The organism is Anaerobacillus sp. (genome assembly GCF_046314235.1).
Lineage (GTDB): Bacteria > Bacillota > Bacilli > Bacillales > Anaerobacillaceae > Anaerobacillus.
Map to the genome: position 1 here is coordinate 17,489 of NZ_JBKBWN010000012.1, position 16,358 is coordinate 33,846.

At 35.1% G+C, this 16,358-nt stretch carries 12 protein-coding genes; 1 reads left to right on the forward strand and 11 read right to left on the reverse strand.

Going from position 1 to position 16,358, the window contains the following annotated elements:
• Nucleotides 1–95: 95 nt before the first annotated feature.
• The 4 genes from ACK4M9_RS15960 to ACK4M9_RS15975 form a co-directional block, all read right to left on the reverse strand.
• Entirely contained in the window at nt 96–1,439 is a 1,344-nt protein-coding gene (locus ACK4M9_RS15960; RefSeq protein ID WP_409852665.1) for an ABC transporter substrate-binding protein, read from the reverse strand.
• A 476-nt stretch (nt 1,440–1,915) separates the two neighbouring features.
• Nucleotides 1,916–3,643 carry an extracellular solute-binding protein gene (locus ACK4M9_RS15965; RefSeq protein ID WP_409852668.1) on the reverse strand — a complete coding sequence of 576 codons (1,728 nt, stop codon included), beginning with the start codon at nt 3,641–3,643 and terminating at the stop codon, nt 1,916–1,918.
• A 30-nt stretch (nt 3,644–3,673) separates the two neighbouring features.
• A complete protein-coding gene (locus ACK4M9_RS15970; protein WP_409852670.1) occupies nt 3,674–5,257 on the reverse strand; it encodes a response regulator transcription factor in 1,584 nt (527 codons plus the stop codon).
• 27 nt (nt 5,258–5,284) lie between these two features.
• Nucleotides 5,285–7,009 (reverse strand): sensor histidine kinase, encoded by a 1,725-nt coding sequence (locus ACK4M9_RS15975; protein ID WP_409852673.1) that lies wholly within the window; start codon nt 7,007–7,009, stop codon nt 5,285–5,287.
• A 247-nt stretch (nt 7,010–7,256) separates the two neighbouring features.
• Between ACK4M9_RS15975 and ACK4M9_RS15980 the strand changes: the two genes are divergently transcribed.
• Nucleotides 7,257–7,847 carry an MSMEG_1061 family FMN-dependent PPOX-type flavoprotein gene (locus tag ACK4M9_RS15980; RefSeq protein WP_409852676.1) on the forward strand — a complete coding sequence of 197 codons (591 nt, stop codon included), beginning with the start codon at nt 7,257–7,259 and terminating at the stop codon, nt 7,845–7,847.
• A 292-nt stretch (nt 7,848–8,139) separates the two neighbouring features.
• On the opposite strand, the gene ACK4M9_RS15985 is transcribed toward ACK4M9_RS15980, so the two are convergent.
• The 7 genes from ACK4M9_RS15985 to ACK4M9_RS16015 form a co-directional block, all read right to left on the reverse strand.
• Nucleotides 8,140–9,243: a GntR family transcriptional regulator gene (locus ACK4M9_RS15985; protein WP_409852679.1), complete on the reverse strand. Its 1,104-nt coding sequence runs from the start codon at nt 9,241–9,243 to the stop codon at nt 8,140–8,142.
• 250 nt (nt 9,244–9,493) lie between these two features.
• On the reverse strand, nt 9,494–11,092 hold the full coding sequence (locus ACK4M9_RS15990; RefSeq protein WP_409852681.1) for a xylulokinase: 1,599 nt from the start codon (nt 11,090–11,092) through the stop codon (nt 9,494–9,496).
• A 187-nt stretch (nt 11,093–11,279) separates the two neighbouring features.
• Nucleotides 11,280–11,456 carry a methyl-accepting chemotaxis protein gene (locus tag ACK4M9_RS15995; protein WP_409852683.1) on the reverse strand — a complete coding sequence of 59 codons (177 nt, stop codon included), beginning with the start codon at nt 11,454–11,456 and terminating at the stop codon, nt 11,280–11,282.
• A gap of 149 nt (nt 11,457–11,605) precedes the next feature.
• On the reverse strand, nt 11,606–12,658 hold the full coding sequence (rhaS, locus tag ACK4M9_RS16000) for a rhamnose ABC transporter substrate-binding protein (protein ID WP_409852685.1): 1,053 nt from the start codon (nt 12,656–12,658) through the stop codon (nt 11,606–11,608).
• A gap of 86 nt (nt 12,659–12,744) precedes the next feature.
• A complete protein-coding gene (locus ACK4M9_RS16005) occupies nt 12,745–13,770 on the reverse strand; it encodes an ABC transporter permease (RefSeq protein WP_409852687.1) in 1,026 nt (341 codons plus the stop codon).
• Nucleotides 13,771–13,774: 4 nt separating this feature from the next.
• Nucleotides 13,775–14,812 (reverse strand): ABC transporter permease, encoded by a 1,038-nt coding sequence (locus ACK4M9_RS16010; RefSeq protein WP_409852689.1) that lies wholly within the window; start codon nt 14,810–14,812, stop codon nt 13,775–13,777.
• A gap of 24 nt (nt 14,813–14,836) precedes the next feature.
• A complete protein-coding gene (locus tag ACK4M9_RS16015; protein ID WP_409852692.1) occupies nt 14,837–16,348 on the reverse strand; it encodes a sugar ABC transporter ATP-binding protein in 1,512 nt (503 codons plus the stop codon).
• Between the last annotated feature and the right edge of the window lie 10 nt (nt 16,349–16,358).

The window sequence follows — 16,358 nt, forward strand, 5'->3', positions numbered from 1 at the left end:
TCATACTAAATATAGACGTACAGATTTATCATATGTCTATATTCGGTGCCTAGCGGTGTCTGACACTTTGTTTTGTCCCAGCCTCTTACTTTAACTTAAAAATCAAATGGATTTCCAATTTGCGTTTCTAAATCTCGCTGTGCCCTATCCAAAGCTTCATCAAGTGTTACACTTCCACTTCTATAAGCATTAAGGTGTTCTTCCACTATTGGCATTTCTAAGGATGTTGCCGGTGTGAATGGAAAGACACTAAAGTTCTCTAAAGCCTTTCGATTAGCTTCCATTAACGCTGTACCGAAATAAGGATGAGGCTCTTGTAGGATAGGATCATTGTGTACTGACTCAATAATAGGAAGAATAGAACGATGTTTAAATAAGCCTACCCTACCTTCTTCAGTTAAAGTTAATTTTGTTAGTATTTCGATCGCTAGGTCTTTATTAGGAGCATTTTTTGGGACAACAAACACGGATCCTCCAGCATCACTTCCACCTACTGCGCCTCCAATTTCAGGCCAAGTAGTCGCACCCCATAAGCCTTTTTGATCTGGAGCATAAGTTGGGAGGAAGTTTACAAACCAACCAGAAAGTAATGTTGATGCGATTGTTCCGTCAGCGAATCCATGTTCCCAGTCTGGAGTCCAATCACCAATGTTTACTACTACACCAGAGTCGGTTAATTCTTTAAACGCTTCAAAGGCTTTTCGAACTCCAGGATCTTTATTAACAATATAGTTACCATCATCATCTACAAATTTCGCTCCATTACCACTTAGTACCATTTGCAATGTATACGTAGCAATTTCTCCGCCCATATTAAACATGTAACTATCGGGAAAATGTTGCTTTAATTTCTTACCAGCATTAATAAAATCATCTAAGTTTTTAATGTCATTTACATCAATGTTAGCTTCTTCAAACATGTCTGTTCTATAGAACCAAACTTTTGGCTTTATTTCATAAGGGAAAGCAATTACTTCTTCACCGTACATCATTAATTCATGACCACCTGGGACGACATTATCCAAATATGGAGCAACGTGACTAGTTAGATCTTCTAATATACCCGCATGCGCAAACTCTATGACTTGTGTTCTATTAAATTTAATAATGTCAGGGACATTTTCGTTGGCAGATAATAGAAGCCTCAACTGCGATGCCATAGCTTGCTCGTTCTCTTGAAGAACACCACTAATTTCAAGCTGATCTTCATATTCTGGAAATGCTTCAAACAGAGCAGTAGTCATTGCTTCTACTCCTTGAAGCGTCCCCCAATCCCACCAATCAAGTGTTACTTTTTCACCAGAGGAATCAGTTGTTCCTTCACCAGATGGCTCAGACTTTCCTCCTGTTTCTGAATTAGAGTTACATCCAACGCTAACCAAAGCTGCGAAAAAAATAATAACCATCAAATTCATAGTTTTGAATAAGTTTCTTTTCAATTTAAACACCCCTTTGTTAATTAATTTAATTAATATTAAAAATATCGTTCTAATTAGATTTAATCCCTCCTCAAAAGTTGGTCATCTTCATTGTTGCAAAATCATTACTTAAACTATTTCCTTTCATCCGGAGCACCTCAACAAAAGGAAAGCGTTTACATATAAACTAGCAGCGCACCTTTATGTCAGATGTTGCACCCTGTAGTTAAAGAAACAGTTTAAGGATCTTGTTAATTTAAATATAGGTTAATTTACTTTTTGTTTATATAATAAAATCTTTGGATTATGAAACTATCTCAATTTCATATTAAATTTGAACTTAGACTTTACAGCAAGTGAATTAAAAAATTTAAATATAATAGTAATCCTTTCTCCGTGTGAGTTAAAAAACCTTTTATAAAAAAACAAGGGTACGAGTTACCGTACCCTTGTTTTTTGCCATTCACTTTTTTTCAGAATCTCAATAATTTCACAACTTATTTGGACAGAAATTTATTTCTCTCAAGGTATTTTGTTTCCTGATACCATTCATTAACTTCTTGTACTATCATTTGCCCGCCTTTACTGTTCCACCTTTCTACGAATTCATCAAATGTATCGCCCTCCGCGCTTCCAGTCATAATATTAGTTAACATTTGTTTCTCTAACCCTTCTAAAAAACCCCAGATATCAACCATAGTTTTAGTTGGTGGTCCTTGAAATTTATCAGTAGTCGAGATATCTTTTTGTTCAAGTAAGATTGCAGCCGCTTCCCAAGCGGCTGGAGGAAACTTCCCATGTATAATCGTTTCAAATGGGGTTTCGGGTTTCTTCCCTTTATGAAATTTTGCCAAACTACTCATATATATATCTGGTATTCTCGCACCATCAAACATTAACGTATATTTTGTTACATTAGCCCAGCCACCAGGGATTTTTTCTGGGACTGTTGTTGGTCGCCCATCCACCAATGTCCAGTCATAATCTTTAGCTAAGCCAAATTCGAAGGGACTTCCTTCTATCGGATTTGCATAATTGTCAAATAAATAGTTTTGGTATACAAAAAATGCATCTGGATGCTTCATATTCTTATTGATCAATATTACACCATTGTAAGTGTCGTTCCCCCAGCGCATAGCTTGTCCAGTGGGACCAGCAGGAATTTTTATAGGCTTATACTTAGCACCCGGGATGTTTTTTGCTAACTCGTTTAGAGGCCAGGTTGGCATCCAATGGGGACCAGAGATTATACCGGCCCTCCCAGTAACAAACAGTTCCGCTGAATCCAACCAGGTAAGTAATGAGGCTTCTTTTGGAACATAACCTTTTTTTGTCCATTCACTTATTATTCTTAATGCATCTTTCATTTCTGGTTGAACGGAACCATATGTTAGATTTCCCAATACATCTTCATGCCAAAAACTAGGTATTGTACCATATGCGCCAAAAATCCAACTAAGTTCTTCTAAATCATGCCTATAAGAAAATGCTAAGCCATAGGTATCATGTTGCTTTGTACCATTAGGGTCTAAATAGGTAAATGCATGTAAGACTTTCTCCAATTCCCCCATCGTAGTTGGTACCTCTAGTTCTAATTTTTCTAACCAGTCTTCTCGAATCCATAATATATGATCATTGTTATACGTAAAGTCTAGTACGGGAATTCCATACGTTAATCCATCCCTCATAAAAGGCGTCCAAACATTTGGGTCAATAGCAGCAGCCTCTTTCCATATGTCTGATGCATATGTTCTAAATAATTCATCAATAGGCATAAATAATCCTGAATCAATTAGTTCTTGTGCTAACCCCATATCCCTTGTAGGGATAATGTCTGGAAGCTCTTCATTAGAAGCTAATAATAGGCGGATTTTTATCGCAAATGCTTCTAGTGTATCTGTATGCCATATTGTGTCGATTTCTATCCCTAAAGTATCTTTTGCCCATCTCGTATGCACATTTTCTTTCATTGTCTCTCCATTTTTAAATGTAACATTACCATCCAATACTCTAGCTGTCGTAATTCTAACGGGTTCGATATATCTCCCCTCTTTAAATATCGCAGTGTAGTAAACACTTTTTCCTAACTGATTATTTTTTTGAACATCTTTGTCATTTTGGTTAGATGTATCAACCGATTTTTCTTGGAAAAGAAAGTGAATTAGTACAATAAAAATAAATATAAAGGTAATTATAATTAGTAGAAGATTTTTTTCTTTTTTCATATTAATATAACCGCCTATAAAAATATAATTTTATTTTTTACGGTATTCTTGTGGTGTTAATACAAAATACTTTCTAAACACCTTGATAAAATAAGAAGGGTTGCTATATCCCACTTTTTTTGAAATATCGTTTATTTTTTGGTGTGTGTGTCTCAACAAATGCGCAGCCTTCCCCATTCGAATTCTGCAAATGTAGTCGCTCAATGTTTCACCCGTTTCATCTTTATATATCTTTGACAAATAGGTCGGATGAAGGTAAACAAAGTCGGATATTTTTTGTAAAGATAAATCCTCTGCAATGTTGCTATCGATGTAACCCTTCACTTTTTGCACAATCTTTACTCTTTCTCCTTTTTGATCAATGACTATACTTTGCTTCACACCATGTACTATATCTCGAACCCAACTTTCCAATGATACCAGAGTGTTTAGTGGAGTAAATAACTTTTCCAGTTTAAGACCAAAAACATCATGTAATTGTAAATTTTTTTTTCGAATGACATAGATAAATGCGTTCGTTAGATGAAAAAAAACCTCCATCAGTTGATCATGATTTAGATTATCCTTACATCTTAATTCCTCAAAAATACTGTCTAACCTCCTATCAATTTCATCCCAATTGCCTTCCTCTAATACATACATGAAGCTTGGGGGTTCATACAAAGCACTAGTGTAGGTCGTGTCTACAAATTCTTCAAGACTTGTTATTCCTATAGTTTTATTACTTTGTCCTACACTTCTACGCATTTTCAACATAGCTTGTTGGTATTGAGATATTACATCGGTAGGAAAGATCCCATTTTGAAGTAATATTATTGAAATATCAATATCTATAGAACTTTTAAGTATTTGTACAATTTCCTTTGTTGATTTTTCGAGCAAAGATTTATTATAATTTTTGTTATATTTAACTAAAAGAACAAGGTAGTTGAAAGAATCTCTAAAGTAGCATAACTCAAAATTAGGCTCCATAATTTCATTTACTATGTTCATTGTGGCAAAAATCTCTAGGGATAAACTTCCTGAAATTGTGTTTGTTTCTTTTTCAACCCTAATCATAATAGTAGTAAAAAAATCACCTTGCTTTAAAGGAAGATTAAGCTGGTTTACTTTATGATCTATCATCTCATCTGTATATTCTTTTCCCTCGATAAGTTCTTGGAAAAAATTTTGTCTCATCACTTGTGAATTATCTTTTAATGTGTGTAATGCAGATTGATATAGCTCTTGCTGTTTTTTTTCATCCTTAATCATGTTTACAGTTTTACTAACCACTTCAAGTACTTCACTGTTCCTTACTGGCTTAAGTAAATACTCTACTGCTTTTGCCTTTAGCGCTTCTTTTGCATAATTAAAATCTGCATAGCCAGATAGCATTATGCATTTTGTAGGGTACTTATTATTAATTACTTTAATTAGCTCAATACCATCCATACCAGGCATTCGTATATCAGTAATTATTATATCGATTGGTTCACTTTCCATTATTTCTATTGCCTCTTGTGCAGAGAGTGCAGAAAATACTTTATCTATTCCAACTGACTCCCAGGATACCGTTTTTGTCAGATAATCAGTCACATATTGTTCATCATCAACAACAAGTAAATTATACATAGCACCCTCGCCTTCCATGATTGATAGTTAAGTAAAAATATAAATTATTACTTTTAAACCACCAGATTTAGATCGTTCAAATTTTAGACCTGATTGACTATTATAGGTTAACTTCAACCTTTCATGTACATTGTGAAGACCAATTCTATCGTTATTTTCATCATGGTTGCTAAGACTAGCTTCAAGTAGTATTATATCTTGTTCACTTAATCCTTCCCCTTCATCCTCAATGATAATTCGATATTCATTACACTCTTTTTCTGCATAAATAAAAATACTTCCTCCTGTAAGTTTCTTTTCGATACCATGGATAATAGAATTTTCTACTAGTGGTTGAATAATTAATCTTGGCACCTTCAAATTAAGAATATTTTCAGGTATAAGTATCTTATAGCTAATTCTGTTCATTCTTAGTCTTTGTATTTTTAAATAGTTTTCTACAATTTTGATTTCTTCTCTTAGTTCGACTAAACTATCATCCATTTGAATGGTAGAACGATAGTAATCTGCTAAATTCATCACCATTTCACTTGCAGCCTTCTTTTTATCTTGCTGAACCATGCTCTCAATAAAATATAAACAGTTATATAAAAAGTGCGGATTTATTTGAGATTGTAGCTGCTTGAGGGTGGCATCTTTTGCTCGTATCTTTTCAAGATATATTCTTTCAATCAGTTCTTGAATACGGTTTGCCATTCTATTAAATCCATTAAATAAATAATAAAATTCTGAGCCCTTTCTTGCCTTTATACGGACTGAATAATCACCTTTTTCAAAACTTTGTACTCCAGTTAGTAGCTCTTTAATAGGAATTTTTACGTTTTTATACAGTAAACCTACTTGCCATATTCCAAGTAAAATAAGGAGCATGACTGTTAGATAAAATAATTTTTGACCTCTTTTTACTGGCACAAACAACTCTTGTAAAGGTACAAAATTTATGAGATATGCGTTTAGTTGGTGGACCTTTACATAATTAACTAGATAGTCCTTCCTAGCAATTTTAATAACTATATTTCCCGCTTCGTTATAAAAGGATTTTTGTAAATTATTAAGAATTGGGTATGCAATATCTTCATTTACCGTTCGATTAGTAATTAAAGAGGCGTCATCAAACACTAACAAAGGGTCTCCTTTTCCATTCTGCTTAAATTGATCTAATAAATCTCTTATTCTTTCTTCTGATATTCCAACTTGTACAATTAGTTTGGTTTTCTCCAAATCATTATAGGCATAGGAAGGAATGAGAACATTCCACTTTAATAGGGTATTTTTGTCAATACCAATTGTATCTTCTTTAAAATACCACTGTTGCTTAATATCATCTTCAGTTGATAAATACGACATCGTATGCACACTGGAGTTATAGGAAAAAACTTTTTTTTCAGATTGAGGAGAAATGACTGCAAAATAACTTCCTGGTTCATTTACCGTACTCTGAAATAATAGCTTCGTAGATACTTTATCAACAGAAACGAGTTGCTCAAAGCTGTCACTATACAAATGATGATATTGAAATTGTGTTATATCTGGATCTTGCGCAAAAACTATGGAAGCGTTTTCAAAGTAGTCGATTAAGGATTCAAACTGTTCTAAAAAAAACTTTACATGATTAAGACTTGTAGACTCAATTTCCCTTTGCAGGCTCCTTTGGATATTCTGATTGGAATAACTGTAAATGAGAATTACTGGTATTAACAATAAACAGATTAAGATAATTAAGCGTTGAAAAATTCCCCACTTACTTAACATATCATCACTCCAGGCTGCCGTTTAGATTAAATCTATTATAACTATCATGCTAACATAGTGTAAATATCAATTCTTCTAAGAGGAAAGTGAAGCCGTGTTAATGGACTTCAACTCCCACTATTATTATAGTGTATGGACGTGTACTATGTTTCTATAAGTTCAAATTAAGCAACTTTTCCCACTAGTCTCCAAACGTCAATTATGTTATGTTAACTTAAAACGAACAATGAGAAATGAGGATGGTCAAGTGAAGACAGTAAATTTTAAAGATACTGCGATAACATCAGAAGAAGAACTGAGAAAACTCATTGGTAACCCCCATGACCTTGTTGCAAAGAAAACAATTACAAAGATAGATGAACAAGCTAAAAAATTTATCGCAGCATCACCACTTCTATTTCTTGCTACATCTGATGCTAATGGCAACTGTGATGTATCCCCAAGAGGAGACCAACCAGGTTCCATTTATGTATTAAATGATGATCAGCTAGTCATTCCAGATCGCCCTGGTAATAAACGACTTGATTCGATTTTAAATATCCTTTCTAATCCTCATGTTGGCTTAATCTTTCTAATCCCTGGTTTTGACGAGGTGCTGCGCATGAATGGGAAAGCTACAATTATTAAAGATAATAACATTCTTGAGAAAATGAACTTAAAGGGTAAACCTCCTTTACTAGGCATAGGTGTAGACGTTGAGGAATGTTTTATTCATTGTCCTAGAGCATTGAGTGAAGCTGCAATATGGAATCATGAAGCATGGACAGAAAATCAAGATGTACCTTCAATGATGGAGATCTTTCGTGCTCACTTGAAGATAAATGGAATAGATTATTGATCTGAAAAATCCTTACTATGAAGCTCATAGTAGGGATTGACACTTTCCTTAGCTATTGCCCACAAAGGGATTTTTATTAAATCCACCTTTATTATTACTTATCTGTCCATAAGATAAAAGCTCCTCGTATCTTCACGAGAAGCTTTTATTTATTAGGGGGAATAGCGATTGTTTTCGGGAAAGCTTAGCAATTATTTTCAGATTTCCATAAGCGCTCACACGGAGCAGGTCATGAAAGTGAGATTGAAGATATCTAATAAACCCCGATTGGATGTATCTGTCCCGCCCTCATTTACAGCTCTGCTGTAGAACTTCTTACGATCAATTCAGGCTCATAAATGACTGTCTCTACTTTTACATCGAATTTTCTATTAGGACCATCTTTACCTTTGACAAGCTGAACAATCATTTTGGCAGCTGTTTCTCCCATTTCATTTTTTGGGTGATTAATCGTCGTTAATTTCACCTCTGAAGCTTGAGCTAAAAATGAATCATCATACCCTACGATCGAAACATCTTTAGGCACTTGTAGCTTTTTTTCTCGTAAAACATCTAGGAGGATTAGAGCTATTTCATCATTATAACAAATAATTCCAGTTGGTTTTTCTTCAGAAGATAATAGTTTTTTCAGTTCATCTGGGGCTTTCCTAGTTTTTTCTTCGGAAGAATAGGTAATTATATTGTTTGGGGAAATTGGAATTTGATTAATACGATGTGCCTTAATATAGCCCTTCATCCGTTTAATGCCCTGTAAATCATCTGTTTTAAAAAAACCAACAATATTTCTATGACCTAACTTTAAAAGATGTTCAGTTTGCATAAAGCCACCTAATTCATCATTGACGACTAAGCATAATGGCTCAAGCTCATCATAAAAGGCATTAATCATTATGTATGGGATATTTAGACGTTCCAAATTAAAGTAATAGTTTATATTTGGGTTAGAAAAAGCACTTTTTGTCGGTTCAATAATTACCCCATCAACATCTTGAGATAAAATACTTTCTAAAACACGCTTTTCATTTTCATGATTATTATTTGTACTATATAAACTAACTTGATATCCCTGGTTACTTAGGTAAGCCTCCGCCCCTCGGATAATCGATGGAAAGATATAGTCCGAAATATACGTTGTTACAATAGCGATATTCTTTATTTTGTTCTCTGGACGAATACCCTCTTTTGTTCGTTCTGCTACAAACGTTCCTGCTCCTTGCTCACGGTACAACCATCCTTCATTTACTAATTCACCTAAAGCCACTCTTATTGTATGTCGGCTTACACCAAATTCTCTCATTAATTCATTTTCAGAGCTTATTCTCTGATTGGAATTATATGTACCATCTAAAATCTTTGATTTTATATCTTGTTTTACCTTATTATATTTTGTTTCCATCAAACTACCTCTTTTCTACTTTTGCCAAACTATTTAATAAACTCTCTAAAAAACAGTACTCTATTTAAATAAGTTTAATTATACATTTGTACGGACAGTTTACAACTAGTTTTGCCAAACATAACAAGTTTTTAAACAAAAAAATCTCTTACTGTAAGAACGTACCACAGTAAGAGATAGATCAACGTACTATTTGAACTTTGCGTGTTTTGTTGAATTATACTAGGTAAGTAAGCACCAATTCAGTATACTAATTAAGGTTATCTACTGCAGCTCTTTCAATCCCAAGGCCCTTTTTATATCGTTCCATAAATTGCTCAAAACCTTCGACATCTTTCGGATCTGGAGACACATTCTTTACCGATTGATTTTTAAATACTTTCTCGTTTAAATACTCTTCCAATGTTTCGGTCTTCTTTTTGTTAATCATATATGATCCAAGCAAAGCAATCCCCCATGCTCCACCTTCTCCAGCTGTTTCCATTACGGAAACAGGTACATTAAGAGCAGCCGCTAAGATACTTTGTCCTACACCTTCTGTTTTAAATAATCCACCATGACCTAAAATTTCATCCAGTTTTACTTTTTCATCTTTGAGAAGAATATCCATACCCATTTTCATCGCTCCAAATGCTGTGAATAAATGAATACGCATGAAATTTGCAAGATTGAAGTTACTATTTGAAGAACGAACAAACAATGGACGCCCTTCTTCAAAATGGGTCATGTGTTCACCTGAAAGGTATCCATAAGATAACAGACCTCCACCATCAGGATCACCTTGAAGAGCTTGCTGAAATAAAGTTTCATATAATTTATTCACGTCTACTTCTATACCCATTTTTTTTGTAAACTCTTCAAACAATCCTACCCAGGCATTTAAGTCTGAAGAACAGTTATTCGAGTGAGCCATTGCTACTAGATTACCAGTAGGTGTTGTTACAAGATCAATTTCTGGGTATACTTTGGACAAATCTTTCTCCAATACAACCATTGCAAATGCTGAAGTCCCAGCAGAAACATTACCAGTATGTTTCGCTATACTGTTTGTTGCGACCATCCCAGTTCCTGCATCTCCCTCTGGCGGACAAAGTGGAATACCAGGCTTTAAGTTACCGCTGACATCAAGAAGCTTTGCCCCTTCTTCTGTAAGTACTCCAGCACTTTCACCAGCTACAAGAACATCTGGCAAAATGTCTTCTAGTGTCCACGCTAGATTTCTAGATGCAAGTAGTCCATTAAACTGACCAACCATTTTTTGATTATAATTCTTCGTATTCAAGTCAATTGGGAAAACACCAGATGCTTCACCAACTCCCAAAACTTTATTCCCTGTCAGTTTCCAGTGGATATAACCAGCTAACGTTGTCTGAAAGGTAATCTCATTAATATGGTCTTCCTCGTTCAAGATCGCTTGGTACAAGTGAGCAATACTCCACCTTTGAGGAATATTGTAGTTAAATAACTTTGTCAATTCTACCGAAGCCTGTTCGGTAATATTGTTACGCCAAGTACGAAAAGGTACTAGAAGCTCCCCTTCTTTGTTGAAAATCATATATCCATGCATCATTGCACTAAAACCGATTGCTCCTACCGTTTGTAAAGTGACTCCATATCGTTCTTTTACATCATTGCCTAGTTTTTGGTAGCTATCTTGTATACCCTTCCAAATATCTTCTACACTATATGTCCAGATATTGCTCACGTAGCTATTTTCCCAATCATGACTACCAGAAGCGATTGGTGCATTATCTTCTCCAATAAGTACTGCTTTAATTCGAGTTGAACCAAGTTCAATACCAAGTACAGTTTTGCCACTCTGAATGGCATTTTTTACATCAAGAACCATATACATTTCCTCCTATAATAGTTTCAAATAAATAAATTTCTAAACATTAGAAAACAACCAATCGTAGTTGGCTCCATAAAAAGTATCTGTTAAAACTATTATAAAATAGATGTTCATGCATTACAATCAATTTTGTACGTACAAGAAAATATTTTCGTTTTTATTTTTATATATAGTACGTACAATTTTAAAAGGGATTTCTATAATGTTTTCGGTAATTGACAACTAGTTTTCGAACTTCTTCTGCTACCGCCAGTCTTATCCGTGTTCCTGCACGAGCTGCCTGAATTGCCGCATTTAGAGCTAGTAATTGAGTCTGGTTAAAAATATACTCGCCAAAAACTCTCCTGTCTGTAAACGACAAGAGAGCTTATTAACTTACGAATTCACTTGGTTTAGTATTCACTATGCTTAATAAAAACGTTTCCGTCAACTCTTTGATTGAATTATTACCATTTTTAGTTTTCAAACAATCTTTCTTACACGCCCACCATTTTTTCAGAACCTATCAAATTAGTAAACTTCCTTCCACTCAGTAATATTACTTGCATCAAATCGGAATGGGTCTCCTAGCATTACTTGAGTTCCATCACCATCTTCAACGATGTCATTAGATCCAAGGCGACCTAATTCATAGGTTTCACCAATTGCACCAGTAATAGTTCCTTCTACTAATGCATGTGCTGTGATTCCTGCTGCATAACCTACATCAATAGGATTCCAAAGGTACATCCATGGCGATACACCACTCTCAATATAGCTTGCCATTTCACTAGGAAGACCTAAACCGGTAACAAGCACTTTTCCTTTTAAACCTTTATCGGTAATAACTTTTCCAGCTGCTGCTATTCCTACAGTAGTAGGCGCAATAATCGCCTTTAAATCAGGATATGATTTTAATAATGCTTCCGTTTCTGATACACTTTTATCTCTTAAATCATCACCGTAAGCTACTTTGACCAATTCAATTTTGGCATATTCAGGTTTTTCTAATTCCTTTTTCATCCATTCAATCCACAAGTTTTGATTGGCGGCTTGTGATGTTGCACTTAATACAGCAATTTGGCCTTCGCCACCAATCATATCCGATACCGCTTCAATTTGAATTCGACCGATTCGTTCAGGGTTAGCTTGGTTTACATGAACGATACGGCTTTTTGAGTTAACTGCAGAGTCTACCGAAACTACTTTAATTCCTTGGTTCATAGCTTTTGTCAGTACTGGTTGAAGTGCATCAAAATCATTACCAGCAATCGCAATCGCAGCCACTTTTTGAGTAATTAACTGCTCAATAATCTGGATTTGCCCTTCAGCAGTCGGTTGATCTGGGGACCTTAAAATAACCTCGCCACCAATTTCTTTAATTGCTTGTTCAAAACCTTCCAACATTTTTTCTCCATAAGGGTTTCCTGTATTCTTAAACACCATTGCATATTTCATTGTTTCACTTTGTGATCCATTCGTTTTTGGATCAGAAGAATTATTATTCGATGGTTCACTGCCACATCCTACAACCATTACCAACGCTAGAGCTGCTGCCATTGTTTTTAACAAGATTTTTTTCATCTTTTCTTCCCCTTTTCGATGTAATATTTTGATTATTTATACGTAATAGAGACAACTACACTACTTGTAATGTTCTATCAAGTAACTTAATTGGATTGGTTCTTTTTGCCAAACTTCATTGATACATTTAATTTCGGGATAGCTACTGATACAATTAACAGAATACCGACTATCACAAGCAAGGTTTGAGAAGGAACATTTATTAATCCTAGCCCATACTGGAGGAACCCAATGATAAAGATCGCGATAATTGCTCCGATCATTCTGCCTTTACCACCAGCCGTACTAATACCACCAAGTGCTACCATCGCAATAACATCAAGTTCGTACATCGTTGCCACATTCGGTCTTGTACTACCCATTCTGGATGTAAGGAAAATAGCGGTAATTGCTGCCATTAAACCTGCTAGTACGAAAACAATCACTTTTAATTTATCTACTTGAACCCCTGAAAATCTACTAGCTGTTGGATTGTTCCCCATAGCAAATATTTGTCTACCAAAGGTGGTTTTATGAAGTAACAAGGTAAAACCGATCGCAAAAATGATAAAAGCTAATAGAATAAAAGGAATTCCACCAACATGACCCCAACCGAAGAAGCTAAACCAATCAGGGAAATTACCGGAAGCTTGGTCCTGAAGAATGACATATGCAATACCTCTGAATAAAATCATCGTTCCTAGTGTTACAATTACAGCTGAAAGCTCTTTAAACTTTACAATTAGTAAGCCGTTAATTAAACCACATAAAGCACCAACAAATAAGCATATAACTATGGCTATTTCCATTGAAACACCTAAACTATTATAAACAGTTGCCATTACCACTGATGATAAAGCTACCGTAGAACCAACGGAAATATCGATATCTCTTAAAATCATAATCATAACCATTGGAAATACAATAAATGCTTTGTCTAAAAAGATCATAGTAGCATCACGTAAGCCAGACGCAGTTAAGAAATATGGCGATAAACTTGTGTTAATTATCATCACTAGTAGAAAGACTAAGATTAATAACCATTCCCACTGAAAGAAAAATTTCTTTAGAGAAAATTCCTGTCTATTTGTCAATGTTCTTTGCACATACTCACTCTGTATTCTCTGTTCCATGGCGTTATATTTTCCTCCTCAGTAGATTATTACGATCTACACCGCGTTTTACTAGAACATTGATAATAACTGCCACAAGAATAATTAACCCTTGTATAGCTGTTTGCCAAAATGGTGAAACATTTAATAATGGTAGTGCGTTGTTCAAAATTCCTAATAACAATGCGCCTAGAATAACACCAGACAGCTTCCCTGAACCACCCGCAATACTAACTCCACCTAGGATACAAGCAGCAATGACGGTTAATTCATAACCAGAAGCTGTATCTCCTTGTGCAGAAGCAAATTTTGAAACCCATAATACTCCAGATAAACCTGCTAAACCACCCATAATTGTGTAAACAAGCATCAGTATTTTAGTCTGATTAATCCCACTTACTTTGGCAGAATCTGGGTTACTACCTACAGCGTATATTTGTCTACCAGTTCTCGTATGATCGATAAAGTAAAAGGCAATAGAATAAATAACAATAGCAATGACAATTAATGTATTAATACCAAGAATTTTACTCGTTGCAATACTTACAAAACTTTCAGGCATTTGATATGAGCTAATCCATTTCCCATCACTTACTGTAAAAGTTAATCCCCGAAATATATTCATCATTGCGAGAGTTGCAATGATAGGAAGGATCCCAATCTTTGAAACAAGAAAACCGATTACCAACCCGCAAGCAATTCCAATTACTGTTCCAAGTAAAATTGCTAATAAAGGGTTTAAACCTTGGTAAACACTTACAGTCTGAGCTACAATCATTCCTGAAAGAGCTAATGTAGCACCAATAGACAAATCAATTCCTCTTGTAATAATAACCAGCGCCATCCCAAGGGCTAGAATGCTTAAAATGGCCGTATTCGTAATCATGTCATTAATATTTTCTACTGTTAAAAAGCTAGGATTTCTCATTTGAACTACGATTGAAAGTAGTATGATAAACCCTAATAACCCTAACTCACGAAACTTAGAAATCGAAGCGAGTATCGATGTTTTTTCTTCGGCAGGTTCAGGAGGGTTTGCTCCCTGTAATACAGTTTCACTCATATGCTTCACCTCATATCCTTTCTGTCACCCTACATTTTTCTTCGAAAAATCAGTCATAGCTGCTTCAAGTATTAGCTCTTGAGTTACACCTTCTTTATCTAGAACTCTAGTTATTCTGCCTGATTTCATAACAGCTATTCGATCACTCATTCCAATGACTTCAGGCATTTCTGAAGAAATCATAATGATTCCATAGCCTGTAGCAGCTAATTCATTAATGATTTCATAAATAGCTGATTTCGCACCAACATCAACACCTTTTGTTGGTTCATCAAGGATAATAATATCTAAGTCAGCTGTTAATAGTTTGGCAACTGCAACTTTTTGTTGGTTTCCACCTGACAAAGAACTAATAAGATCAAAAATACTATTTGCCTTTACATGTACTTTTTCTGCTAATTCTTTCGCTATCTCAGATTCTTTATTTTCATCTAACCAGCCTTTTTTCCCTAATCTTGATAAAGCAGGAAGAGTAATATTTCTTCCAATTCCCCATTGAAGGATAAGACCTTGCAATTGTCGATCTTCAGGTAAATAGCCAATTCCTAACCCCATCGCTTGCTTAGGATTTTTAATTATTACTTCCTTGCCATTTATGAAAATCGCTCCTTTGTCATAAGGCATTATTCCAAATAATGATTGACATACTTCCGTTCGGCCAGCACCAACGAGGCCCGTCAACCCTAATATTTCACCACGGTGAACAGTCAATGAGATATCTGCAAAATAACCCGTTTTGCAAAGACCCTTTACTTCTAATAACTTTTCTCCAATTTGACCTTTTTTCGCAGGGTACACTTGGGTAATCTCACGACCAACCATTGCTACAATAAGGTCTTCATTTGAAATTTCATCAACCTTCCAAGAACCTATATATTTTGCATCGCGTAATACCGTCACTTGAGTTGCTAATCTGTACATATCTTCGAAGCGGTGTGATATAAAAATGATGGAAGCACCATGATCTCGAAGATTTTCTGCGATCTTATAGAGTTCCTCACTCTCTCTTGCTGTTAATGCTGCGGTTGGTTCATCCATGATAATAATTTTTGCTTTTGTAGAAATTGCTTTAGCTATTTCAACAATTTGTTGTTGTGCTACACTTAGAGCACCCATCTCTGATTTTGGATCGACTGAACATCCTAGCGATCTAAGGAGTTTTCTTGCTTCTTCGTGCATTTCATTCCAAAGTAATCTTCCAGTCAATTTTTGAACTTTCTCATGCCCCATAAAAATATTTTCCGTTACACTTAGATCAGGATAGTTTGTCACGTGTTGATAGATGGCAGCTATACCAACAGCTTGAGCTTCTTTTGGATTTGAGAATTCAATCTTTTGACCATTTAGAAAAATCTCGCCTTCATTTGGAGAATGGACTCCTGTAATGACTTTTATGAAAGTAGATTTACCTGCTCCATTTTCTCCCATCAATGCATGGATCTCACCCGGTTTTAGTTTAAAATGCACATTGTTAAGAGCAGTAACACCTGGAAACTTCTTTGTTATTCCACGTAATTCAAGAACATACTCTGTCATAGCCTCACTC